The following is a 22,354-nucleotide window of genomic DNA, read 5'->3' on the forward strand; positions in this document are numbered from 1 at the left end:
CGACTGGTGGTGACGGAGCAACTACTGAGCCAGCCACACCCTAGGACTCGAACACAACCGAAGCAACGATGCCGTCGGACTTTGTGCGGTCCTGATCGTTCCGGCGGGGGCGCGGGCCCGGGACGGGACGGCTCAGGTTTCCGCGTCGCTCCGGTCCCCGGCGGACCGCTCGTCGAGTACGCCGACGAAGGCCGAGGCGACGAGGGCGACGGCGCGGTCGTCGTCGTGGGCCAGCCGGCGCAGGACCTCCTGCGCGGTGCTCCCCGACAGCTCGACCAGTGCCTGCGCCAGACGTATCCGCGTCGCGGAGTCCGCGGTGGGCGCGGCCAGTTCGCCTTCCAGGGCGGTCGTGATCCGGTCCGCGCACCCGGGGTCCCGGGACAGCGCTCCCAGGACCTCCGCCGCGTCGACGTCGTGGGAGCCGTCGACCACCATGGCGACGAGGGCCGGCACGGCCGCGGTCACGCCCCGCCTGCCCAGCGCCAGCGCGGCATGACCGCGCACCGCCGTGTCCGGGTCCCCCAGCGCGTCCGCGAGCACCTCGGTCGCGCCCGGCGCCCCGGCCATCGCGGTGACCGCCAGGACCGCGCGGCGCCGGACGTCGACGTCCGGCGCGCGCACTCCGGCGGCCAGCGCGGCCACGCCGTCGCCGCCCGACCGGGCGAGCGCCCAGCGCAGGGCGCCCGCGACATGGGGGTCGTCCTCGGCCAGGAGCGCCCCGGCCAGCAGCTCGGCGGGACCCGGCGCGCCCTCCTGCCGGGTCAGGACGGCCTGCTGCCTGCGCGCGGCGCTGGTCGAGTCGAGCCCCTGCATGAGGGCGACGACCCGCAGGACGTCCTGCCAGCCGGCGGGCGCCGACGCGTCGATCGCACGGAGCCGTTCGAGCAGTTCCCGATCCCGCGCCAGGCGGTCCTCCGTCCACCGGATCAGGTCGCCGACCAGGGCGGACGGGGTGAAGTCCGGGTCCTCCAGCGCGCGTCCGATCTGCTGGAGCGAGAGACCGAGGGACCGCAGGCTCTCCACGTGGAAGATCCTCCGGACGTCCTCGGCGGAGTACTCGCGGTAGCCGCCGGTGGTGCGGCCGGTCGGCCGCACCAGTCCGAGGGCGTCGTAGTGGCGGAGCATCCGGGTGCTCACCCCCGAGCGCCGGGCCACCTCACCGATCAGCAACGCGCGCTCTCCTCAGCGGTAGGGGTGCCGTCCTCGGTAGCGGCATCCCCCCTCTCGGCGGCCTTCGCAGCCGTGGTGGCAGCGGCGGCAGCGGCTCCTTCCGGGCCGAGGGCCACGACTCGCTTCGCCTCGTCGACGGCCGCGTCGAAACCCAGCTCCGGGTCCTGGCGGAGCAGTTCGGTGGCGCGGGCGTGCGCGGACACCGCCGGGTCCGGGTGTGCCGCGGCCCCCTCCAGGGCGGACTCGGCCGCGTCCCCGAGGTCGACGAGGGCGCGGCTCAGGCTCAGCCGCACCTCGCGGTCGCCGCGGCCGAGCTGGGTGACCAGTTCGTCGGCCAGGTCCTCCCTCTCCTCCTCGGGCACGAGGACGACCGCGGCGCGCCACGCGGTCCGCGCGACCTCGTCGTCGGCGTCGCGCAGCATGTCCCGGGTGATCCAGGCCCACGCCCGCCGGTCACCGATCTTGGAGAGCGTGTGCAGCGCCTGGCTGCGGGCCCGGGTGCGCCCGGAGTCGAGCTCCCGGCGGACGCGGGGCAGGGTGATCTCCGGCGGGAGGCGGGTCAGGGCCCAGGACAGCATGTCCCGTACGTAGAAGTCCGGCTCGGCCGCGCACCGTTCGACGAGCGTCTCCAGGAAGCCGGGGTCGGGGTTCGAGCCGGCCGTCAGGGCCGCCTGGAGCCGGACCGACGCGTCCTCGGCGCTCAGGGCGTCGGTCACTCGGGTGTGCCGTGGGGTTCCGTTGGTCGTGTTGATCGGGACCACCTCCGCCACCGAGGGAACACCTTGTCACGGTGTCAAGGTCAAGCCCGTGACCGGCGCCCCGGACCACCGGACGCCCCGGGGCTCGGCGCCGTCAGCGCAACCGCGCGGCGAACGCCTCGTACGCCCGCTCGTCGAAGAGCACGAACCGCACCTCCTCGACCGACGTCGGCGCCGCCCGCACCGTCTCCACGGCGATTCGGGCGGCATCGTCCAGCGGCCAGCCGTAGATGCCGGCGGAGACGGCCGGGAAGGCGACCGTGCGGGCGCCGAGTTCGTCCGCCACCCGCAACGACTCGCGGTAGCAGGAGGCCAGCAGCTCCGACCGGTCCTCCTCCGGGAGGTAGCGGGGGCCGACGGTGTGGATGACCCAGCGGGCGTCGAGCCGGCCCGCGGTGGTGGCGACCGCCTGACCGGTGGGCAGGCCCCTGCCGTACCGGGAGGCGCGCAGGGCCCGGCACTCGGCGAGGATCTCCGGGCCGCCCCGGCGGTGGATCGCGCCGTCGACGCCGCCTCCGCCGAGCAGCGAGGAGTTGGCCGCGTTGACGATCGCGTCGGCGCTCTGGCCGGTGATGTCGCCCTGGACGAGCGTGATGCGGGCGGTCATGTCTGTCGCAGCCTCCTCCAGACGGCCTTCGCCGCGTTGTGCCCCGACATGCCGTGCACACCGGGGCCCGGCGGGGTGGCCGACGAGCAGATGAAGACGGCCGGGTGCGGGGTCGCGTACGGGAACGGGGAGAGTCGGGGGCGCAGCAGGAGCTGGAGTCCGGAGACCGCGCCGGTGGCGATGTCACCGCCGACGTAGTTGGCGTTGCGGGCGGCGAGTTCGGGCGGTCCGGCGGTGGCGCGGGCCAGGACGCGGTCGCGGAAGCCGGGGGCGTAGCGCTCCAGTTGGCGTTCGATGGCGTCGGTGAGGTCGCCGGTCCAGCCGTTGGGGACGTGGCCGTAGGCCCAGAAGACGTGCTTGCCCTCGGGGGCGCGGGAGGGGTCGGCGACGCCGGGCTGCACGGTGATGAGGAAGGGGGCGTCGGGCGCCCGGTTCTCGCGGGAGGCGGCGCGCAGGGCGGTGGCGATCTCGGTGCTGTCCGCGCCGATCTGCACGGTGCCGGCGGAGCGGGCCTGCGGTGCGGTCCACGGCACGGGTCCGTCCAGGGCGTAGTCGATCTTGAAGACGCCGGGGCCGTAGCGGTAGCCGGCGTAGTGGCTGCCGAAGCCGGCGATGCGGGCCAGGGCGGTGGGCGAGGTGTCGAAGACGTACGCCCGGGCGGGCGGCAGGTCGTCGAGGCGCTTGACCTCGTAGTCGGTGTGGACCGCGCCGCCGAGGTCCTTCAGGTACGCGGCGAGGGCGTCGGAGATGGCCTGGGAACCGCCGCGGGCGACGGGCCAGCCGCGGGCGTGCGCGGCGAGGGCGAAGACCAGGCCGACGGCGCCGGTGGCGAAGCCGCCGAGGGGGGCCATCACATGGGCGACGAGGCCGGCGAACAGGGTGCGGGCCCGCTCGTCGCGGAAGCGGCGGGTGAGCCAGGTCGACGGGGGCAGGCCGACCAGCCCGAAGCGGGCGAGGGTGACCGGGTCGCGGGGCAGCGCGGTCAGCGGCAGGGACATGAAGTCCCGGGCCAGCGTGTCCCATCGCGGCAGGAAGGGTGCGACGAGACGGCGGTAGGTGCCGGCGTCGCGCGGTCCGAAGGAGGCGGCCGTCTCCCCGACGGACCGGGACAGCACGGCGGCCGTGCCGTCCGGGAAGGGGTGCGCCATGGGGAGGTCGGGGTGCAGCCACTCGAGGCCGTAGCGCTCCAGCGGGAGGGCGCGGAACGCGGGCGAGTTGATGGCGAGGGGGTGCGCGGCGGAGCACGGGTCGTGCCGGAAGCCGGGCAGGGTGAGCTCCTCGGTGCGGGCGCCGCCGCCCACGGTGGCCCGCGCCTCGAAGAGCGCGACGGAGAAGCCGCGCCGGGCCAGCTCCACGGCGGCGGTCAGCCCGTTCGGCCCCGCACCCACGACGACCGCATCGAGCATCGACGGCACCTCGGACTCCTTTGTCAGCCGGCGGCCACTGGGGGATCAGGATATGCCGGGGCTTGTGCGCCGGGAGATCAGGCTCCGTCCGACAGCAGGCCCACCACCCTGCGCGCGGTGGCCGCGTCCCGGGCCGCCGTGAAGGGCAGGGTGTTGCCGCCCCGGATGCCGAAGGGCAGGCCCGCGCGGGTGAGGTGGGTGCCGCCCGCTTCTTCCACCAGGAGCACCCCTGCCGCGTGGTCCCAGGCGGCCTCCCAGCTGAACGCGGTGGCGTCCAGCTCGCCCCGGGCGACGGCCAGGTACTCCAGCCCGGCCGAGCCGCAGGCGCGCGGGGCCGTCCCGTCCGTCCACAGTCCGAGCAGGGCGCGCTTCTGCTCGTCCGTCGTGTAGTCCGGGTGGGAGGTGGCGATGCGCAGGTCGCGGCCGGGCTCCGGGGAGCCCGCGCGCAGCGGCTCGCCGTCGAGCCGGGCGCCCTGGCCCCGGACGGCCGTGGCGAGCCGGTCGAGGGCGGGGGCGTAGGTCCAGGAGGCGTACACGGTTCCTCGCCGGGCGAGGGCGACCAGGGTGCAGAACCCGGGGTCGCCGTGGACGAACTGGCGGGTCCCGTCGACGGGGTCGACTATCCAGACCGGCGCGTCGCCCTGGAGCGCCTCGTAGGACGCCGGGTTGGCGTGCACCGCTTCCTCGCCGACCACGACCGAGCCGGGCAGCAGGGCGGGGAGCGCGTCGGTGAGATACAGCTCGGCCTTGCGGTCGGCGTCGGTCACCAGGTCGTGCGGGCCGCTCTTGAGATCCACCTCGTGCTCGGCGAGCCGGCGCCAGCGCGGCATGATCTCCTGCGCCGCCGCCTTGCGGACGGCTTCCTCCACGTCCAGGGCGTGCCGGGCGAGAAACTCGTCGATGGTTTCGTTGTCCTCGATCATGCCTCCATGAGAGCACGCGCCACTGACAATCCCCTCCGGCCCGGTGCACTCCGGGTGGAATCGGGATGAAATCGGAGGGCGAGGCGCCGGAGGGGGCGCCGGGTCAGCAGGTCGGCAGGCGGTAGGTCAGCGGGTCAGCGGGTCAGCGGGTCAGCGGCCCACCGCGTAGCCCTGCATGCCGCGCGGGTTCGCCGCCGCGGAGAGGACGCCCGTCCCCGGGTCCCGGGCGACCGCGCAGAGCCGGCCCTCCGACCACGGCTCGCCGACCGTCACCTCGTGGCCGCGGCGCCGCAGCCCCGCCACCACGTCCGGGTCCGTGCGGGATTCGACGGTGACGCTGCCGGGGCGCATGCCGCGCGGGTAGAAGGAGCCGGGGAAGCTGTCGTTGTGCCAGTTCGGGGCGTCGACGGCGCCCTGGAGGTCGAGTCCGCCGCGCACCCGGTCGCGCAGGACGACCGAGAGGAAGAAGTGCAGCTGCCACTGGTCCTGCTGGTCCCCGCCGGGCGTGCCGAACGCCATGACGGGCACGCCGTCGCGCAGCGCGAGGGACGGGGTGAGGGTGGTGCGGGGGCGGCGGCCGGGGGTGAGGGTGTTGGGCAGGCCGTCCTCCAGCCAGGTCATCTGCAGCCGGGTGCCCAGCGGGAAGCCCAGTTCGGGCACGACGGGATTGGACTGGAGCCAGCCGCCGCTGGGCGTGGCCGCGATCATGTTGCCCCAGCGGTCGACGATGTCGAGGTGGCAGGTGTCGCCCCGGGTGCCGCCGTCGCCGGAGACGTCCGGCTCGCCGGGCACGGGGGACCTCGGGCTCTTGGCGACGGTCGGCTCGCCGGCGCCCATCGCACCGGCGCCGGGCACGCCGGTGACCACGTCCCGCGCGTGGGCGCTCAGCCGCGGAGTGCGCCCGCCGGGGCTGCCGGGCCGCAGGTCGCGTGAGGCGCGCGGGCCGACCCTGGTGCGCCGCTCGGCGTTGTACTCGGCGGACAGCAGGTCGTCCAGCGGCACCTCGGCGGCGTCCCCGTACCAGGCCTCGCGGTCGGCCATGGCCAGCTTGCAGCCCTCGATCAGCAGGTGCAGGTAGTCGGCGGAGCCGTATGCGGGCAGTTCCGGCGGGAGCAGCGCGAGCTGCTGGAGCAGCACCGGACCCTGGCTCCAGGGGCCCGCCTTGCACACGGTCCAGCCGTGGAAGTCGTACGTCACCGGGGTCTCGTAGGTCGCGGACCAGCCGGCGAGGTCGGCGGCGGTCAGCGTGCCGGTGTGGTGCTCGCCGCTGGTGTCCAGGGTGGGCCGGGCGGCCTGGCGGACCAGGGCGTCCGCTATGAACCCGGTGCGCCACACCTCCCGCGCGGCCTCGATCCGCGCCTCCCGGTCCCCCGCCCCGGCGGTCTCGGCCAGCAGCCGCTTCCAGGTGGCGGCGAGGGCGGGGTTGCGGAACGGCTCGCCGGGGCGGGGGGCGCGGCCGCCGGGCAGGTACACCTCGGCCGAGGAGGTCCACTCCGTCTCGAACAGCTCCCGTACGGTCTCGACGGTCTCGCCGACGCGTTCCACGGGCGGGTGGCCGTCCTCGGCGTAGCCGATGGCGTACTTGAGGACGTCGGCGAGGGTCTTGGTGCCGTGGTCGCGCAGCAGGAGCATCCAGGCGTCGAAGGCGCCGGGCACGGCCGCGGCGAGCGGTCCGGTGCCGGGGACGAGGTCCAGGCCGAGGCTCCGGTAGTGGGCGGCGCTCGCCCCGGCCGGGGCGACGCCCTGCCCGCACAGCACCCGCACGTCTCCGCCCGCCGGAGCGAGCAGGATCGGCACCTCGCCGGCCGGGCCGTTGAGGTGCGGCTCGACGACGTGCAGCACGAACGCGCCGGCCACGGCCGCGTCGTAGGCGTTGCCGCCGTCCTCCAGCACGGCCATCGCCGACTGGGAGGCCAGCCAGTGCGTGGAGGACACCATGCCGAAGGTGCCCTGGAGGGTGGGACGGGTGGTGAACTGCATCTCTCACCTCGGTGTGCTGCGTGCGCCGGCGGGATCCGGAAGCAGACTACTCAGACCAGGGATCACCGCCACCGGTCCCGGCCGGTGGTCACAGACTGGTGAGCAGGTCGTCGAGCGGCGCGGGGACGCGCGCGGGGTCGAGGGCCTCGACGAGGACGCGGCCGTAGTGGATCTTGCGTCCCTTCTTGGTGCCGAGGAAGCGGCGCAACTGCTGCCGCGCGGGACGGCCCTGCTGGGCGGGCTGGCGCAGGAAGGTCCGCAGGGGGCGCGAGTCGCCCTGCGCCCGGACGAGTTCCGTCACCCGGGTCACGCCCAGCGCGCGGACGAGTTCGTCCTCCAGGTCCGCCGCGCAGACGAAGAACGCCTGCGGTGCCGCGCCGGCCCGCTCCAGGGCGCGGCGGTAGTAGGGGCGTTCGCGTTCGTCGCACAGTCCCGTCAGGCGCAGGCCCAGTCCGGACGGTCCGAGGAGGCGGGCGAAGCGGCCGACGTTCATCGCGCCGCCCATCGGCAGGACGCAGACGCCCTCGGCCGCCAGGTTCCGGCCGCGGACGGCGGCCAGGGCGCTCACCGCCGCGGCGTCGCTGAGCCCTTCGAGCAGCACGGCCGTACGGACGGGCAGCCGCGCGGCCAGCTCGCGCGCGGGGTCGCCGGGCCCGCCGGCCGCCCACGCGGTGGCCGCTTCCCGGAACGCCCGCATGTCGGTCATGGGCCGAGTCTCGCGCCCCGCACGGCCGCCGCGCCACGCCATTTCCGCCGCCGGCACGGGGCGCCGGACCCCTGTCGGTTCCCGGCGGGGGGGCGTTCACGGGCCGGTGGCGTCCGCCGCCTCCTGTTCGGCCCGTCGGCGGCCGGCGTCCTCGTCGGTCCGCGCGTCGTAGCTGACGAGCCTGGGCAGCGCGGCGGCGAGCAGACCGACCGCGGCCACGCAGGCGAGCCCGCCGCTCCAGATGGCCGGGCGGACGCCGGTCCAGCCGGCCATCGCACCGGCGCGGACCTGTCCGAGCTGGGGCCCGACGCTGTAGGAGAGCACCTCGATGCCGGCGAGCCGGCCGCGCAGCCGGTCGGGGATGGTCTGGTTCCAGATGGTGGAGCGGCCGAGGCCGCTCAGCATGTCCCCCGCGCCCGCCAGGCCGAGGCACAGCAGCACCAGCCAGACGTTGGACGTCCAGCCGGCCGCCGCCATCGCCAGCCCCCAGCCGGCGGCGCCGCACACCACCAGCAGGCCGTGCCGCTGCGTCCGGGACACCCAGCCGCTGGTCAGGCTGAGCAGCAGCGACCCGATGGCTCCCGCCGAGTACATCAGCCCCAGCGACCAGTCGGCGTCCAGCTCGTCGGCGAGGAAGGGGAAGACGGTGTTGGGGAAGGCGAAGAACATCGCCGCCAGGTCGACCGCGTACGTGCCCAGCAGCACCGGCCGGGACCAGGCGTACCGGGCGCCTTCGGCGATGCCGCGCAGGGACGGCTTGGCGGCGTGTTCGACGGGCGGCACCGGCGAGAGCCGGCGGCACATCAGGACCGACACGGCGAAGCAGACGACCGTGGTGGCGTAGGCGGGCCCGTTGCCCGCGTACGCCACGACCAGGCCGGCCAGCGCGGGGCCGCCGATCGCGCCGGCCTGCCAGCGCAGCGCGTTGAGCGCGGCCGCCGCGGCGAGCTGGTCGTGCGGGACGATGCGGGCCAGCAGCGAGTCCACGGCGGGGCGCTGGAGTCCGGCGAGGGCCGCGACTCCGGCCGCCACCACGTACAGCGGCCACAGCAGGGGCCGCGGCAGCATGGCGTTCACCAGCAGGACGGCGGCCAGCAGTCCCAGTCCGGCCTCGGTCAGCACGATGACCTTGCGCCGGTCCACCGCGTCCGCGAGGGCGCCGCCGTACAGGCCGAACACGACCAGCGGCACCAGTTCGACCGCGCCCATGGCGCCCACCGCGAGCGGTGAGCCGGTGAGTTCCTTGATCTGGAGCGGCAGCGCGATCAGCGCCATCACACTGCCGAGGTAGGTGACCAGGCCCTGCACCCACAGCAGGCGGAAGTCCTTGGAGGAGCGCCAGGGTGTGAGGTCGGGCAGGACCGCGGCGAGCTTGGAGGTCGAGGTCATGGGTCAGCGGCTCCCGGCCGGCCCGGACGCGGACGAGGACGCCGTCCGCGCGCCGGTGTCCTCGGCGGCGTGGTGGCGGCCGATCGGCAGGACGAGGGGCTTGCCGGAGACCGGGTCCTCGATGACACGGCTGTCCATGCCGTACACGGTGCGCACCGTGTCCTCGGTCATGACCTCCTCGGGCGTGCCGGCGGCGTGCAGCCGTCCGGACGCCAGGGCGACGAGCCGGTCGGCGTAGCGCGCGGCCAGGTTGAGGTCGTGCAGGACCATGACGATCGTGGTGCCGCGCGAGCGGTTGAGGTCGGTGAGCAGGTCGAGGACCTCGATCTGGTGGCTGATGTCGAGGAAGGTGGTGGGCTCGTCGAGCAGCAGCAGGTCGGTCTGCTGGGCCAGTGCCATCGCGATCCACACGCGCTGGCGCTGGCCGCCGGAGAGTTCGTCGACCGAGCGCTCCACCAGGTCCGTGGTGTGGGTGGCCTCCAGTGCGGCGGCGACCGCGGCGTCGTCCTGCGCGGTCCAGCGGGAGAAGGCCCGCTGGTGGGGGTGGCGGCCCCGGCCGACCAGGTCGAGGACGGTGATGCCCTCCGGGGTGACCGGCGACTGCGGCAGCAGGCCGAGGGTGCGGGCGAGTTCCTTGGCCGGGGTGCGGTGGACCTCCTTGCCGTCCAGGACGACCCGGCCCGCGCGCGGCACGAGCAGCCGGGACATCGAGCGCAGCAGGGTGGACTTGCCGCAGGCGTTGGCACCGACGATCACCGTGATCCGCCCGGCCGCGAGCGTCAGGTCCAGGCCCTCGATGACGGCGCGGTCGCCGTAGCCGAGCGTGAGGTCCTCGGTGGCGAGGGTGTGGGACGCGGTCACAGTGAGCCTCCGGCCCGGTTGGTGCGGACGATCAGGTAAACGAGGTAGGGGGCGCCGAGGACGCCGGTGACGACGCCGACCGGGTAGCGGGTGTCGAAGGCGTACTGGCCGGTGAAGTCGGCGACCAGGACGAGCAGGGCGCCGACCAGCCCGGCGGGGACCAGCAGGGAGCCGCCGGTTCCGGTGAGGCGGGCGGCGATCGGCCCGGAGAGGAAGGCGACGAAGGCGATCGGTCCGGCCGCCGCGGTGGCGAAGGCGATGAGTCCGACGGCGGCGACGATCACCGTGACGCGGGTGCGTTCGACGCGGACGCCGAGGGCGGACGCCGTGTCGTCGCCCAGGCTCAGCGCGCTCAGGTTGCGGCCCTGGCACAGCAGCACCGGGCCGAGCACCAGCACGGCGAGGACCGTGGGCACGGTCTCCTCCCAGGTGCTGCCGTTGAGGCTGCCGGTGAGCCAGCGCATCGCCGCCTGGAGGTCCCAGTCGCCGGCCCGGGACAGGACGTAGGAGGTGACGCTGTCGAGGAGGGCGGAGATGCCGATGCCGATGAGGATGAGCCGGGTGCCGGCGACCCCGTCGCGGAACGCGAGGGTGTAGACCAGCAGCGCGACCGCGAGCGCGGCGGCGATCGCGAGGACGGACACCTGGGTCTCGCTCAGCGAGAAGGTCACGATGGCGATGGCCGCCGCGGCGCTCGCGCCCGCGCTGATGCCGATGATGTCGGGGCTGGCGAGCGGGTTGCGGAGCATCGTCTGGAAGGTGACGCCGGCCATGCCGAAGCTGAACCCGGCGGTGAGGGCGAGCACCGCGCGGGGCAGCCGCAGCGTGCCGACGGTGAAGGAGGCGCCCGGCACCTGTTCGCCCGTGATCACGCGCAGCACGTCGGATGCCGGGTAGAAGGTGTGTCCGGCCATGAGCGTGGTGGCGAAGGCGGCGACCACGAGGACCACCAGCGTCAGGACGATCAGCAGCCGCCGGCGGGCGTGGCGGACGCGGGCGCGGGTGACGGCGCGCAGCGTGGGCGGGGCGGTGACGACGGGGGCGCTCACAGGGATCTGACCTTCTGGCGGCGGACGATGTGGATGAAGAAGGGGGCGCCGACGAACGCCGTCACGATGCCCACCTCGATCTCGGCCGGCCGTGCCACGACCCGTCCCACCACGTCCGCGGCCGTCAGGAGGACGGCGCCGCCGAGCGCGGAGAACGGCAGCAGCCACCGGTGGTCCACGCCCGCCAGCATGCGGCAGGCGTGCGGTACGACGAGGCCGACGAAGGCGATGGGTCCGGCGATGGCGGTGGACGCGCCGCACAGCACGACCGCGCCGAGGGCGGCGCCGGCCCGGACGAGGGCCACCCGCTCGCCGAGGCCGGCGGCGAGGTCGTCGCCGAGGGCGAGGGAGTTGAGGGCCCGGGCGGAGGCCAGGCAGATGACGAAGCCGGCCGCGAGGAACGGCACGACGCTGCCGAGCTGGGCGTAGGTGGCGCCGCCGACTCCGCCGACCTGCCACAGCCGGAAGGTGTCGGAGATGTCGTTGCGCGGCAGGACGACGGCGCTGACCAGGGAGGCGAGCGCGGCCGAGATGGCGGCTCCGGCGAGGGCCAGCTTCAGCGGGGTGGCGCCGCCGCGGCCCAGCGAGCCGACGGCGTACACGAATCCGGCGGTCAGGGCGGCCCCGGTCATCGCCGCCCAGATGTAGCCGGACACCGAGACGAGGCCGAAGTGGGCGATGCCGGTGACGACGGCGAGCGAGGCGCCCATGTTGACGCCGAGGATGCCGGGGTCGGCCAGCGGGTTGCGGGTGACGCCCTGCATGACCGCGCCGGACAGGCCGAGGGCGGCGCCCACGGTGACGGCGAGGAGGGTGCGCGGGATGCGGTTGGCGACCGCGGCCTCCTCCAGGGTGTCCTGCGCCCCGCCGAGCGCCGACCACACGTCGGCCCAGGCGACGTCGCGGGAGCCGAGGACGAGGGAGGCCGTCATGGCGGCGAGCAGCACCGCGGCGACGACGAGGAGCCAGGTGACGCGCACGCGCGCCGGACGCCGTAGCGGGACGGTGTCCGGCGCGTGCGGGATCTCGGTGACGGTCACGCGGCCTTGTCCGCGGCCTCGGCGAGTGCCTTCACGTAGTCCTCGAGGACGTACGGGATGGACAGCGGGGTCGGGTTGGCGGCGGTGGCCAGCGGGGTGCTGCCGGGCAGCAGGTAGAGGGAGTCCCGCTTGACGGCGGCCAGCTTGGAGGTGAGCGGGTCGCTCTTGAGGGCCTTGAGGAGTTCGCCGGTGTCGTCGCCGTAGCCGGTGAGGATGTCGACGTCGTTGAAGTCGTCGATGTGCTCGGCGCTCTTGGTGAGGACGAACTTCTTCGTGGAGGCGGAGGGTTCGGAGACGCTGGCGGGGATCTTCAGGCCGAGGTCGGTGAAGAACTGGGTGCGGGTGTCGTGGGTGGTGTAGAAGCCGACCTGGCTGACGTTCTTGGACGACACGTGCGTCATGAACATCGCCGTCTTCCCCTTGAGCTGGGGGTACTTGGCGGCGGTCCGCTCGATCCGCCCCTCGAGGTCGGCGATCAGGTCGTCGCCCTCGTCGGCCAGTCCGATGGCCTTGCTGTTGAGGCGGATGATGTCGCGCCACGGGGTCGCCCAGGCGGCCTCGGGGTAGGCCACGACGGGGGCGATGCGGCTGAGGGTCTCGTAGTCCTGCTTCGTCAGTCCGGAGTACGAGGCGAGGATGACGTCCGGCCTGGTGTCGGCGACGGCCTCGAAGTCGATGCCGTCGGTCTCGTCGAACAGGACCGGCGTCTTGGCGTTCAGTTCCTTGAGCCGCTTCTCGACCCAGGGCAGCACGCCGTCGCCGTCGTCGTCGCCGAAGTTGGCCTTCGCCATGCCGACGGGGACGACGCCGAGGGCGAGCGGGACCTCGTCGTTGGCCCAGTTGACGGTGGCGACCCGCTCGGGCTTGGCGGGGATCTCGGTGGTCCCGAGGGCGTGCTTGATCGTCACGGGGAACTGGGCGGCGCCGTCGGCACCGGCGCCGGCGGAGTTGCTGTCGTCCTTGTCGCCGGACTCGCCGCCGCAGGCGGTGAGTCCGAACAGGAGGGCCGCCGCGAGGGCGAGTGCGCGAAGGCGTGGGGTTCTCATCGACCCGTGTTCCACTTTCGATCGGGGTGCCGGCGCAGGCGTGGGCGAGGGCGCCCGCCGTGCACGGCAAGTTAGGTAAGGCTTGCCTGCACAGCGTATGGAGCGGTGGCGCACGGATCAATCGAGCCTTTTCGACAGCCCTTGTAGCGATCGGGACATGCGAGGGGACATGTGACGGAACATGTGACGGGACATGCGAGGGGACATGTGACGGGACATGCGAGGGGACATGCCAGGGAACATGCGACGGGCCGTGCACCGGACATGCGGAGCGCACGGCTCCGGCCCGGGGCGCCGTCCGCACCGCTGCCTCCGGTCCGCCCCTGCCAACCCCTCTCAGCGCGCCCGGAACCTGCCGGGCGTCATGCCGGTCGTCCGCCGGAAGGCCGCCCCGAAGGCGCTGGCCGAGCGGTATCCGACGGCGTCGGCCACCACGTCGACCTCGCATCCGAGGGCGAGCAGCTGTACGGCGTGCTGGGCCCGTACCGAGGCGACCCAGCGGGCGAAGCTCGTGCCCGTCTCGGCGCGGAACGCCCGGGTCAGGGTGCGCGCGCTGCAGCCGAGGGCCGAGGCCCAGCCGGCCAGTGTCCGCTGGTCGGAGGGGTCGGCCCGGACCACGTCGACGATCGGCCGCAGCAGCGTGGAGGTGGGCAGCTGCACCAGCAGCGCCCGGGGCGAGGGCCGCAGGACGTCGAGGACCATCGTCTCGGTCACGGCCCGGGAACGCTGCGGCAGGTCCGGCTCCTCCAGCCGCTCCAGGAGGAGCCGGAGCAGCGGGGTGATCTCCACGGCCACGGGGACGTCGGGCAGGGCCGACACCGTGCCGTGCCGGAAGAAGTGGGCGCGGTAGGAGGTGCCGGCGACGGCGGAGGCGGAGTGCAGCTGCCCCGCCGGCATCCACAGCCCCAGGGTCGGGGTGATGCACCAGACCTGGGAACCCACCACGGCCGTGGACGTGCCGTGCTCGTTCCACAGGAGTTCGTGCCAGGGGTGCGAGTGCTCGTTCCACGCCGTGTCGGCGTCGACGACCTCCTCGTACCCCTGGATCACGAAGGGCACGTCGACCTCGCCCGCGGCGAGCGTCGGCAGGTCCCGGGTGACACGCATGCGCCCAGGCTAACCGGAGCCCGGCCTCCGCCGGCTGTCGCGTCCGAGCAGTCCGGCGATCTCGCGGGCCGCGTCGCGGGCGGTCCGTCCGACGCCGATGAGCGTGGCGGAGGCGGGTCCCGTCCAGTCGCCGTAGCCCAGGAGGTGCAGCCGGGGTTCGCCCACGGCCCGCGTGCCCCGGGTGGCGATGCGGCCGCGCGGGCCGCGCAGGCCCAGGGGCGACAGGTGGGAGAGGGCCGGGCGGAACCCGGTGCACCAGACGACCGCGTCGGCCGGTGCCCGGGTGCCGTCGGCCCACACCACGCCGTCGCGCTCCAGGCGTACGACCATGGGCGACGCCTTGAGCAGCCCCGCGTCCCGCGCCTCGCGCACCGGCGGTACGGCGACGATGTCGCCCAGCGAGGCGACGCCTCCGGTGTCCGCGCGGCCCTCGTCGAGGGCGCGGCGGCGGGCGGTGGCGGCGTCGAACAGGGCGCGGCCGTCGATGTCGTCGGCGAGGTAGCGCGGCGGGCGCCGGGTCACCCAGGTCAGCTCGGTGTCGTAGGCGAGGTCGGCGGCGATCTGCGCGCCCGAGTTGCCGCCTCCGACGACGATCACGCGGCCGCCCGCGAACTCCCCCGGCCCCCGGTAGGAGACGGTGTGCAGCTGCCGTCCCCCGAAGTCCGCGCGTCCCGGGACGGCCGGGAGGAAGGGACGCCACCAGGTCCCGGTCGCGCTGATCACCGCACGGGCGTGCCAGGTGCCGGAGTCGGTCTCCACCCGCAGCAGCCGTCCCTCGTCGTGCACGCCGAGCACCCGGACCGGCCGCAGCACGGGCAGCCCGTACCGCGTCTCGTAGTCCCCGAGGTAGGTCACCACGTGTCCGGCGTCCGGGTACTCCTCGCCCGGCCGCACCGGCATCAGGCGGCCCGGGAGGGAGGAGAAGGCGGCCGGGGAGAACAGGCGCAGGGAGTCCCACGCGTGCTGCCAGGCGCCGCCCGGGGTGGCCTGCGCGTCGAGGACGACGAAGTCCAGCCCCTGGCGGCGCAGGTGGTAGCCGGCGGCGAGCCCTGCCTGGCCGCCGCCGACCACCACCACGTCGACGTGCCGTGTCATGCGGCCGGGGTGAACTTCTTGCGCCAGGCCAGGGACACGTGGACGAGGCCGATCAGGACGGGCACCTCGATCAGCGGTCCCACGACGCCGGACAGGGCCTGGCCGGAGGTGACGCCGAAGGTGGCGATGGCGACCGCGATGGCCAGCTCGAAGTTGTTGCCGGCCGCCGTGAAGGCGAGGGTGGCGGTGCGGTCGTAGGCGAGGCCGATCGCCCTGCCGAGGAGGAAGGTGCCGGCCCACATCACGGCGAAGTACACCAGCAGCGGCAGCGCGATCCTCGCGACGTCCAGCGGCTGGGAGGTGATGGTCTTCCCCTGGAGGGCGAAGAGGATGACGATCGTGAAGAGCAGGCCGTACAGCGCCCAGGGGCCGATCCTCGGCAGGAACGTCCGCTCGTAGCTCTCGCGGCCCAGCTTCCGCTCGCCGATGCGACGGGTGAGGAAGCCGGCGAGCAGCGGAACCCCGAGGAAGATCACGACATTGAGGGCGATCTTCCACATCGAGATGTCCAGGCTCTCGCCCTCGCCCAGGCCCAGCCAGCCGGGCAGCAGGTCGAGGTAGAACCAGCCGAGCAGGCCGAACGCGAGGACCTGGAAGACGGAGTTGAGGGCGACCAGGACGGCGGCGGCCTCGCGGTCGCCGCAGGCCAGGTCGTTCCAGATGATGACCATGGCGATGCAGCGGGCCAGGCCGACGATGATCAGGCCGGTGCGGTACTCGGGCAGGTCCGGCAGGAAGATCCAGGCCAGCGCGAACATCACGGCCGGGCCGATCAGCCAGTTGACGACCAGCGACGAGACCATCAGCTTCTTGTCGCCGGTGACGGCGTCGAGCCGGTCGTAGCGGACCTTGGCGAGCACCGGATACATCATGACCAGCAGGCCGAGTGCGATCGGCAGGGAGATGCCGCCGATCTCCAGGTGCGCGAGGGCGTCGTTCATGCCGGGGATCAGGCGCCCCAGACCGAGGCCCACGGCCATGGCGACGAGGATCCATACGGCGAGGAAGCGGTCGAGTGTCGACAGCTTCGCGACGATCGAGGACTCCTCGGCGGTCGCGGGTGCTTCGGTGCGGGTCACGGGCAGGCCCTCTTGTTGTCGGCGGCGTTGCGGGCGGACTCGGCCAGGCCGGTGAACTGCCCGGCCAGCTGAGCGATGACGTCCGGGCGCAGCTTGTAGTAGGTGAACCGGCCGCATGGCTCCGTCTCCACCACACCGGCCTCGCGCAGCACTCTCAGATGGTTGGAGAGGTTGGTCTGCCGGGCGCCGGTCTCCTCCACGAGGTGGGTGGTGCACAGCGTCTCTCGGGCGAGCAGGGTCACGATCTGCAGCCTGAGCGGGTCCGCGAGAACCCGGATCAGGTCAGCGTCGACTGACGTCATCATGTACTGATACTCTCACATCAGTGGTGGCTGACACCACCGGGTGCTGACGTCATGCGCGCCTGATGTCGACGTGAGACAAGTGAGACCCCCTGATGTCCGACAAGCCCTCCGTGCTGTTCGTCTGCGTCCACAACGCCGGCCGTTCCCAGATGGCCGCCGCGTGGCTGACCCATCTTGCCGGGGACCGCGTCGAGGTCCGTTCCGCGGGATCCAACCCGGGCGCCGAGGTCAACCCGGCCGCCGTCGAGGCGATGCGCGAGGTCGGCATCGACATCGCCGCCGAGGTGCCGAAGATGCTCACCGTGGACGCCGTCAGGGAGTCCGACGTCTGCATCACCATGGGGTGCGGCGACGCCTGCCCGGTCTTCCCCGGCAAGCGCTACCTGGACTGGCAGCTGGACGACCCGGCGGGGCAGGGCGTCGAGGCCGTCCGCCCGATCCGCGACGAGATCAAGGTGCTGGTCGAGGGCCTGATCGCGGAGATCGCCCCGGAGCAGGAGGCATGAGCGCCGGCACGGACGTCCGCGACGTCGTCGTCATCGGCTCGGGCCCGGCGGGCTACACCGCCGCCCTCTACACCGCCCGCGCCGAGCTGAGGCCCCTCGTCTTCGGCGGTGCGGTCTTCGTCGGCGGCTCGCTGACGACCACGACCGAGGTCGAGAACTTCCCCGGCTTCCCCGAGGGTGTCGACGGCCCCGTCCTCATGGAGAACATGCGGGCGCAGGCGGAGAGGTTCGGCGCCGAGATCGTCGAGGACGACATCGCCGCCGTCGACCTGACCGGCGACGTCAAGACCGTCACCGACACCGCCGGGACCGTGCACCGGGCCCGCGCCGTGATCGTCGCCACCGGTTCCGGTTACCGCAGGCTCGGCCTGCCGAACGAGGACGCGCTGTCCGGGCGGGGCGTGTCCTGGTGCGCCACCTGCGACGGATTCTTCTTCCGCGACCGCGACATCGTGGTGGTGGGCGGCGGCGACACGGCGATGGAGGAGGCCACCTTCCTCACCCGCTTCGCCCGCTCGGTGACCGTCGTGCACCGGCGCTCCACCCTGCGCGCCTCCCAGGTGATGCGGAACCGGGCGTTCTCCGACGAGAAGATCTCCTTCGCCTTCGACAGCGAGATCGCCGCACTCCACGAAGAAAACGGCATGCTGTCCGGCCTGACGCTGCGCGACACCCGCGACGGCACCACCCGGGAACTGGCCGCCACCGGTCTGTTCATCGCGATCGGCCACGACCCGCGCACCGAACTCTTCCGGGGTCAGCTGGAGCTGGATTCCGCCGGTTACCTGAAGGTGGAGTCCCCCTCGACACGCACCAGCGTTCCCGGTGTCTTCGGCGCGGGTGACGTCGTCGACCACACCTACCGCCAGGCGATCACCGCGGCCGGTTCCGGCTGCGCGGCCGCGCTGGACGCCGAGCGCTACCTGGCGGCCCTGTCGGACGCCCCGGCGACCCCGGACACCTCGGTCACCCCGGTCACGGCCGTCCCCGGCGGCGCCGGACCGAGGCCCACGCCGCCGGAGCACGACCCGGCGGCCTCGGGCGCGGCCTGATCCGTCGGTAAGGGTCCGATCGGTCGCCTTCGACGGCCTCCCTGGGAAACGTTCCCCGGAGGGGGGCGTTCTGGGGCGGAACGGTGGGGTGGGAAACGGGACTTCGAGCGGAGGGCGCCGCCCCGCGAGGGGCCGGGCGGCGCCCCGCGCTCCTACTCGGCCACGTAGGTCCGGTAGATCCAGGCGTAGACATGCAGCGCGCGCCCCTCGACCTCGCGCGTCTCGGAGGTCGCCTCGAAATGCTCGTAGCGGTTGCCCAGTTCGAGCTTGAGCCGGTCGGTGAGCCGGTCGACCCGGTGCGTCCGCACGGCGTCGGGGACGCCCTTGCCGCCGGTCAGCAGGACGTTGGGCTCCGTCGGCCGGCCGTTGTCGCTCCGCAGGATGTTGTTCGGCGAAGCCTGGCCGGTGGTGAGGATGGTGCTGGTCATGGGCGAGTCCTCTCATGCAGGGCATTGGGGGCGGGCGAGCCGACGAGGCGGGGTCACGGCCGGGCCGTCGGCGCGGCGGGATCGTCGGGGTGCCGGTCCCGGGCGCTACGGCGCGCTGCGGGCATCACGACACACGGGAACGGCGCATCGGCGACTGTGACGTCGCTATATCGACCGATGCCGAATCAAGGCTCAGCTTGGTGCCGACGCCGGGCGGGTGTCAACCGCTTCCGGGAATCGGCAGGGGGAGGTCCTTCTCGTCGGATGCGCGGCGCTCGGGGCGCGCGGAGTCGTGGCCGCCGAGGTCGGCGAGGCGGTGTACGCGCGGCATCGGCGCGGGGTGATGGGGCGCGAGCAGCACCAGGACAGCCGGGGGGCGGCGCCGTCCCGGCCCGTCGCGCGCGGGCGGCGGTACGCGTCGGACGGCCGTCGTCAGGCCACAGGGGCGGCCCCGGGCCCGGCGTGCCGCCACGGCGCCCGGGCGGGCGTGCGCACCCGGGAAACGGGCGCGCACCGGACGCCCGTCGGCCGCGGAGGAGCGGTCAGTCGCGGGTGCTGAGGAAGCCGGACAGGGCGGCGAGGACGGCGGGGGCCACCCGGTAGTAGACCCAGGTGCCGCGCCGCTCGGACAGCAGCAGGCCCGCCTCGCGGAGCTTCTTCAGGTGGTGGCTGACGGTGGGCTGCGAGACGCCGACGTCGGCGATGTCGCAGACGCAGGCCTCCCGGTCGGGGTGCGACGCCACCTTGGAGAACAGGCGCAGCCTCACCGGATCCCCCAGCGCCTTGAACATGGCGGCCGTGAGCTCGGCTTCCTCCTCGGTGAGCTCACGGTCCGTGAGGGAGGGACAGCACGGCGGAGCGGGCACATCCGCCGCCAACTGCGCTAGCTTCGACATGCATCTATGTTGACACCTGAATCGGCTCCTGCCAAGATCGCTTGATTAGATGTGCATCTAATCAAGAGCTGGGGGAAGCGTGACGGACACGCAGGCTGCCGCCTCGACGAGGCCCGCGAGGACGGCCGTCGTCACCGGTGCGGGCAGCGGCATCGGCGCGGCGACGGCGCGGGCACTGGCACGGGAGGGCTACGAGGTCGTCCTGACCGCGCGGCGGGCCGACCGGCTGGAAGCGGTCGCGAAGGAGATCCAGGACCAGGGCGGATCGGCCCGGGTCAGTCCGCTGGACGTGACCGACCGGGCAGCCGTCCAAGCCTTCGCGGAGCAACTGCCGGCGTGCGACGTGCTGGTCAACAACGCCGGCGGCGCGTACGGCACGGAGTACGTCGAGCACGCCGACCCCGGCGACTGGCGGTCGATGTACGAGGTCAACGTGCTGGGCGCGCTGCACATGACGCAGGCGCTGCTGCCCCGGCTGCGCGCCTCGGGCGACGGTGTGGTGGTCGTCCTGTCCTCCACGGCCTCGTTCACCTGCTACGAGGGCGGCGGGGGCTACAGCGCCGCCAAGCACGGCGCCCACGTGCTGGCCGAGACGCTGCGTCTGGAGGTGTGCGGGGAACAGCTGAGGGTCGTCGAGGTCGCCCCCGGGATGGTGCACACCGAGGAGTTCTCCCTCAACCGCTACCGAGGGGACACGGACAAGGCCGACGCCGTGTACGCGGGGGTCGCCGAACCGCTGGTCGCCGACGACGTCGCGGACGTGGTGACGTGGGCGGTGACCCGCCCCCCGCACGTCAACATCGACCTGCTGGTGGTGCGGCCGCGGGCGCAGGCCGCCCAGCACAAGGTGCACCGGACGGCCTGAGCCGCGCCGGACCCGGTGCCGCGACCGCCCCTCCTCCCTCGCGGGAAAGAGGGGCGGTCGCGGTCATTCAGCAGCCGGTGGCGCCGGGGGCGTCGAACTGCTCCGCGGCATAGGCGGCCAGCTGCAGGGCCGCCGTGTGGTCGATGCCCAGCTCGGTGGCCGCGGCCAGGACGGCCTCGGCGGCGCTGGACGAGGTGCCCAGGTGCTTCGCGGTGGCGTGCAGCAGCTGCTCGTGCTGCTCCTGGCTCAGCCCCAGCCGCAGGGCGAGGGCCTCACCGCCGGCCGTCACGGAGCAGACACCGGTCTCCGGCAGCTGCAGCTCGACGGACTGCGCGGCCTCCATGTCACCGGCCAGGGCGGCGGCGATGGAGCGGACCTGCTCGTAGCCGGTGAGCATGAGGAAGGTCGGCGCTCGGCCGTAGCTCTTCATGCCGACCGTGAAGTAGCCGGGCTCGGGGTGGGACAGTTCGCGGTAGCCGTGCGGGGTGACGGTGCCGCAGGAGTGCTGGTTGGGGTCGATCAGGGGCGCCAGCGCACGGGGCGCGGACATGATCGGGTCGAGTTCCAGGCGCAGTTCACTGGTGATGCCGAGGTCCGGCCGGAAGCCGGTGGCGGCCACGATCCGGTCGGCGGTGATCGTCCGCTCGCTGCCGTCGGCACCGCGGGAGACCAGTTCGACCCGGTCGCGGGCGGGGTCGTCGCCCAGGCGGCGGACGGTGTGGGTACGGAAGTTCGCGGCGAGGGTGACGCGCCCCGTGTCGACGAGCATCTTCAGACCGGAGCCCAGCGCGCCGCGGGCGGGCAGTTCGTCGTCGGTGCCGCCGCCGAAGGAGGCCGCCGGGTCGGCGCCCCGGATGGCCCAGGTGATGGTGGTGCCCTCTTCCGCGTCGGCCAGCTCCGCCAGGGCGAGCAGGGTGTTCGCGGCCGAGTGGCCGGCGCCGACGACGACGGTGTGACGGCCCGCGTGGTGCGCGCGGTCGGAGCCGAACACGTCGGGCAGCCCGTGGTTGATCCAGGCCGCGGCCTCCTCCTCGCCGTGGGCCGGCAGGCCGTTGGCGCCGACGTGGTTGGGCCGGCGCCAGGTGCCGGAGGCGTCGATCACGGCGTCGGCGAGCAACTCCCCGCCGTCCGACAGGCGTACGACGAACGGCGTCCGCTCCCGGTCGGCGGTGCGCAGCCGGTCGACGCCCAGCCGGCTGATGGCGGTGACCTCGGCGCCGTAGCGGATGTGGGGGGCGAGGGCGGGCAGTTCGGCCAGCGGCTGGAGGTACTGCTTGACCAGGTCGCCGCCGGTGGGCAGGGCGGAGGCCTCGGGCTCCTCCCAGCCGGCCGCCGCGAGCAGCCTGCGGGCGGCGGGATCGGTGTTGAACTCCCAGGGGCTGAAGAGCTGGATGTGGGACCAGGCCCGCACGGAGGCCGCGGGTGTGTCGCCGGCTTCCAGCACGACGAACGGGACGCTCCGTTCGGCCAGATGGGCGGCGGCTGCCAGGCCGACGGGGCCGGCTCCGATCACGACGACGGGAAGGCGGTCGGGGCTGTGGTCAACCACGGTGCGGTGTCCTCTCACAAAGGGGGGCGGGGCGGCGGGTCAGGCGTGGTGCGCGGGCTCTGCCGACGGCGGGGCGGTCGCCTCGCCGCCGTCGCCCTCGGCGCGCCGGGCCGCGCTCTGCTGGGCCCGGCGCTGTAACGCGGCGATCGCGGCGCAGCACGAACCGGCGGCCGGTTCGGCGTCGCCCGACCGCGGCGGGACGGCGGAATCACTCATGGATCTGACTCCTGTCGCGGCGTGCCCGGCCGCCCGCGGACGGTCGCTCACGCGGGTGGCCGGACGGACACGCTATATAGACAAATGACGAATCAATAGTCCAGCGTTCCCCTTGATTCGATGAATGTCAACCTCAGGCCAGGAAGCCACGCGTTGTGACGAGCGTCACTCCGCGCCGCGTTGCACGGGCGCCCGTGACAAGCCAATCTCGACACATGTCGAAACAGCGGGGGTACGCGCCCCGGGGCACCTGCCCGGCGCCGTAACGACATACCTCGGGGGACGACGGCCGTGCCGACGGCCGCACCCGGCCCGTGGACG

General features: G+C 73.7%; 23 protein-coding genes. 3 read left to right on the plus strand and 20 right to left on the minus strand.

Going from position 1 to position 22,354, the window contains the following annotated elements; translation table 11 throughout:
* Window positions 1-132: 132 nt before the first annotated feature.
* From FHX78_RS05205 to FHX78_RS05280, 16 genes are all read right to left on the minus strand, one after another.
* Window positions 133-1,170 (minus strand): MerR family transcriptional regulator, encoded by a 1,038-nt coding sequence (locus FHX78_RS05205; protein WP_145866291.1) that lies wholly within the window; start codon window positions 1,168-1,170, stop codon window positions 133-135.
* Window positions 1,164-1,940, minus strand: a complete 777-nt coding sequence (locus FHX78_RS05210; protein ID WP_145866292.1) for a HEAT repeat domain-containing protein — start codon at window positions 1,938-1,940, stop codon at window positions 1,164-1,166. The genes FHX78_RS05205 and FHX78_RS05210 overlap by 7 nt, the downstream gene beginning before the upstream one ends.
* 82 nt (window positions 1,941-2,022) lie before the next feature.
* Window positions 2,023-2,535 (minus strand): O-acetyl-ADP-ribose deacetylase, encoded by a 513-nt coding sequence (locus tag FHX78_RS05215; RefSeq protein WP_145866293.1) that lies wholly within the window; start codon window positions 2,533-2,535, stop codon window positions 2,023-2,025.
* Complete coding sequence (locus FHX78_RS05220) at window positions 2,532-3,941, minus strand: phytoene desaturase family protein (protein WP_145866294.1); 1,410 nt, start codon at window positions 3,939-3,941, stop codon at window positions 2,532-2,534. Before FHX78_RS05220 ends, FHX78_RS05215 begins: the two co-directional genes overlap by 4 nt.
* Window positions 3,942-4,018: 77 nt before the next feature.
* Window positions 4,019-4,864 carry an inositol monophosphatase family protein gene (locus FHX78_RS05225; protein ID WP_145866295.1) on the minus strand — a complete coding sequence of 282 codons (846 nt, stop codon included), beginning with the start codon at window positions 4,862-4,864 and terminating at the stop codon, window positions 4,019-4,021.
* Between the two features lie 150 nt (window positions 4,865-5,014).
* Complete coding sequence (locus tag FHX78_RS05230) at window positions 5,015-6,844, minus strand: gamma-glutamyltransferase family protein (protein WP_145866296.1); 1,830 nt, start codon at window positions 6,842-6,844, stop codon at window positions 5,015-5,017.
* 88 nt (window positions 6,845-6,932) lie between these two features.
* Window positions 6,933-7,550 (minus strand): TOPRIM nucleotidyl transferase/hydrolase domain-containing protein, encoded by a 618-nt coding sequence (locus FHX78_RS05235; RefSeq protein ID WP_145866297.1) that lies wholly within the window; start codon window positions 7,548-7,550, stop codon window positions 6,933-6,935.
* Window positions 7,551-7,646: 96 nt separating this feature from the next.
* Window positions 7,647-8,939, minus strand: coding sequence for an MFS transporter (locus FHX78_RS05240; RefSeq protein WP_145866298.1), 1,293 nt, complete (start codon window positions 8,937-8,939; stop codon window positions 7,647-7,649).
* A 3-nt stretch (window positions 8,940-8,942) separates the two neighbouring features.
* The gene (locus FHX78_RS05245; RefSeq protein ID WP_145866299.1) at window positions 8,943-9,800 is read right to left on the minus strand and encodes an ABC transporter ATP-binding protein; all 858 of its coding nucleotides are present in this window, start codon (window positions 9,798-9,800) and stop codon (window positions 8,943-8,945) included.
* Window positions 9,797-10,849 carry a FecCD family ABC transporter permease gene (locus tag FHX78_RS05250; RefSeq protein WP_145866300.1) on the minus strand — a complete coding sequence of 351 codons (1,053 nt, stop codon included), beginning with the start codon at window positions 10,847-10,849 and terminating at the stop codon, window positions 9,797-9,799. Before FHX78_RS05250 ends, FHX78_RS05245 begins: the two co-directional genes overlap by 4 nt.
* On the minus strand, window positions 10,846-11,889 hold the full coding sequence (locus FHX78_RS05255; RefSeq protein WP_229924007.1) for a FecCD family ABC transporter permease: 1,044 nt from the start codon (window positions 11,887-11,889) through the stop codon (window positions 10,846-10,848). The genes FHX78_RS05250 and FHX78_RS05255 overlap by 4 nt, the downstream gene beginning before the upstream one ends.
* Entirely contained in the window at window positions 11,886-12,935 is a 1,050-nt protein-coding gene (locus tag FHX78_RS05260; RefSeq protein ID WP_145866301.1) for an iron-siderophore ABC transporter substrate-binding protein, read from the minus strand. Before FHX78_RS05260 ends, FHX78_RS05255 begins: the two co-directional genes overlap by 4 nt.
* Before the next feature lie 336 nt (window positions 12,936-13,271).
* A complete protein-coding gene (locus FHX78_RS05265; protein ID WP_145866302.1) occupies window positions 13,272-14,042 on the minus strand; it encodes a helix-turn-helix transcriptional regulator in 771 nt (256 codons plus the stop codon).
* 9 nt (window positions 14,043-14,051) lie between these two features.
* Complete coding sequence (locus FHX78_RS05270; protein WP_145866303.1) at window positions 14,052-15,137, minus strand: ArsO family NAD(P)H-dependent flavin-containing monooxygenase; 1,086 nt, start codon at window positions 15,135-15,137, stop codon at window positions 14,052-14,054.
* Complete coding sequence (gene arsB, locus FHX78_RS05275) at window positions 15,134-16,216, minus strand: ACR3 family arsenite efflux transporter (protein WP_145866304.1); 1,083 nt, start codon at window positions 16,214-16,216, stop codon at window positions 15,134-15,136. The genes FHX78_RS05270 and arsB overlap by 4 nt, the downstream gene beginning before the upstream one ends.
* Complete coding sequence (locus FHX78_RS05280; RefSeq protein WP_145866305.1) at window positions 16,213-16,521, minus strand: ArsR/SmtB family transcription factor; 309 nt, start codon at window positions 16,519-16,521, stop codon at window positions 16,213-16,215. The genes arsB and FHX78_RS05280 overlap by 4 nt, the downstream gene beginning before the upstream one ends.
* 92 nt (window positions 16,522-16,613) lie before the next feature.
* On the opposite strand from FHX78_RS05280, the gene FHX78_RS05285 reads away from it, so the two are divergent.
* Both FHX78_RS05285 and trxB read left to right on the plus strand, forming a co-directional pair.
* Window positions 16,614-17,027 carry an arsenate reductase ArsC gene (locus FHX78_RS05285; RefSeq protein WP_145866306.1) on the plus strand — a complete coding sequence of 138 codons (414 nt, stop codon included), beginning with the start codon at window positions 16,614-16,616 and terminating at the stop codon, window positions 17,025-17,027.
* Complete coding sequence (trxB, locus tag FHX78_RS05290; protein WP_145866307.1) at window positions 17,024-18,079, plus strand: thioredoxin-disulfide reductase; 1,056 nt, start codon at window positions 17,024-17,026, stop codon at window positions 18,077-18,079. Before FHX78_RS05285 ends, trxB begins: the two co-directional genes overlap by 4 nt.
* Before the next feature lie 152 nt (window positions 18,080-18,231).
* Here trxB and FHX78_RS05295 read toward each other — a convergent pair whose 3' ends face one another.
* Both FHX78_RS05295 and FHX78_RS05300 read right to left on the minus strand, forming a co-directional pair.
* On the minus strand, window positions 18,232-18,507 hold the full coding sequence (locus tag FHX78_RS05295; protein ID WP_145866308.1) for a DUF5988 family protein: 276 nt from the start codon (window positions 18,505-18,507) through the stop codon (window positions 18,232-18,234).
* A gap of 542 nt (window positions 18,508-19,049) precedes the next feature.
* Window positions 19,050-19,403: an ArsR/SmtB family transcription factor gene (locus FHX78_RS05300; RefSeq protein WP_145866309.1), complete on the minus strand. Its 354-nt coding sequence runs from the start codon at window positions 19,401-19,403 to the stop codon at window positions 19,050-19,052.
* Window positions 19,404-19,482: 79 nt separating this feature from the next.
* Here FHX78_RS05300 and FHX78_RS05305 point away from each other — a divergent pair, with 79 nt between their 5' ends.
* The gene (locus FHX78_RS05305) at window positions 19,483-20,268 is read left to right on the plus strand and encodes an SDR family oxidoreductase (protein ID WP_145866310.1); all 786 of its coding nucleotides are present in this window, start codon (window positions 19,483-19,485) and stop codon (window positions 20,266-20,268) included.
* A 67-nt stretch (window positions 20,269-20,335) separates the two neighbouring features.
* On the opposite strand, the gene FHX78_RS05310 is transcribed toward FHX78_RS05305, so the two are convergent.
* Together FHX78_RS05310 and FHX78_RS36685 are read right to left on the minus strand one after the other, a co-directional pair.
* Window positions 20,336-21,817 carry an NAD(P)-binding domain-containing protein gene (locus tag FHX78_RS05310; protein ID WP_145866311.1) on the minus strand — a complete coding sequence of 494 codons (1,482 nt, stop codon included), beginning with the start codon at window positions 21,815-21,817 and terminating at the stop codon, window positions 20,336-20,338.
* A gap of 39 nt (window positions 21,818-21,856) precedes the next feature.
* Window positions 21,857-22,033 (minus strand): hypothetical protein, encoded by a 177-nt coding sequence (locus FHX78_RS36685; RefSeq protein ID WP_167531688.1) that lies wholly within the window; start codon window positions 22,031-22,033, stop codon window positions 21,857-21,859.
* Between the last annotated feature and the right edge of the window lie 321 nt (window positions 22,034-22,354).

This window comes from Streptomyces capillispiralis, assembly GCF_007829875.1.
In the GTDB taxonomy this organism is placed as follows: domain Bacteria; phylum Actinomycetota; class Actinomycetes; order Streptomycetales; family Streptomycetaceae; genus Streptomyces; species Streptomyces capillispiralis.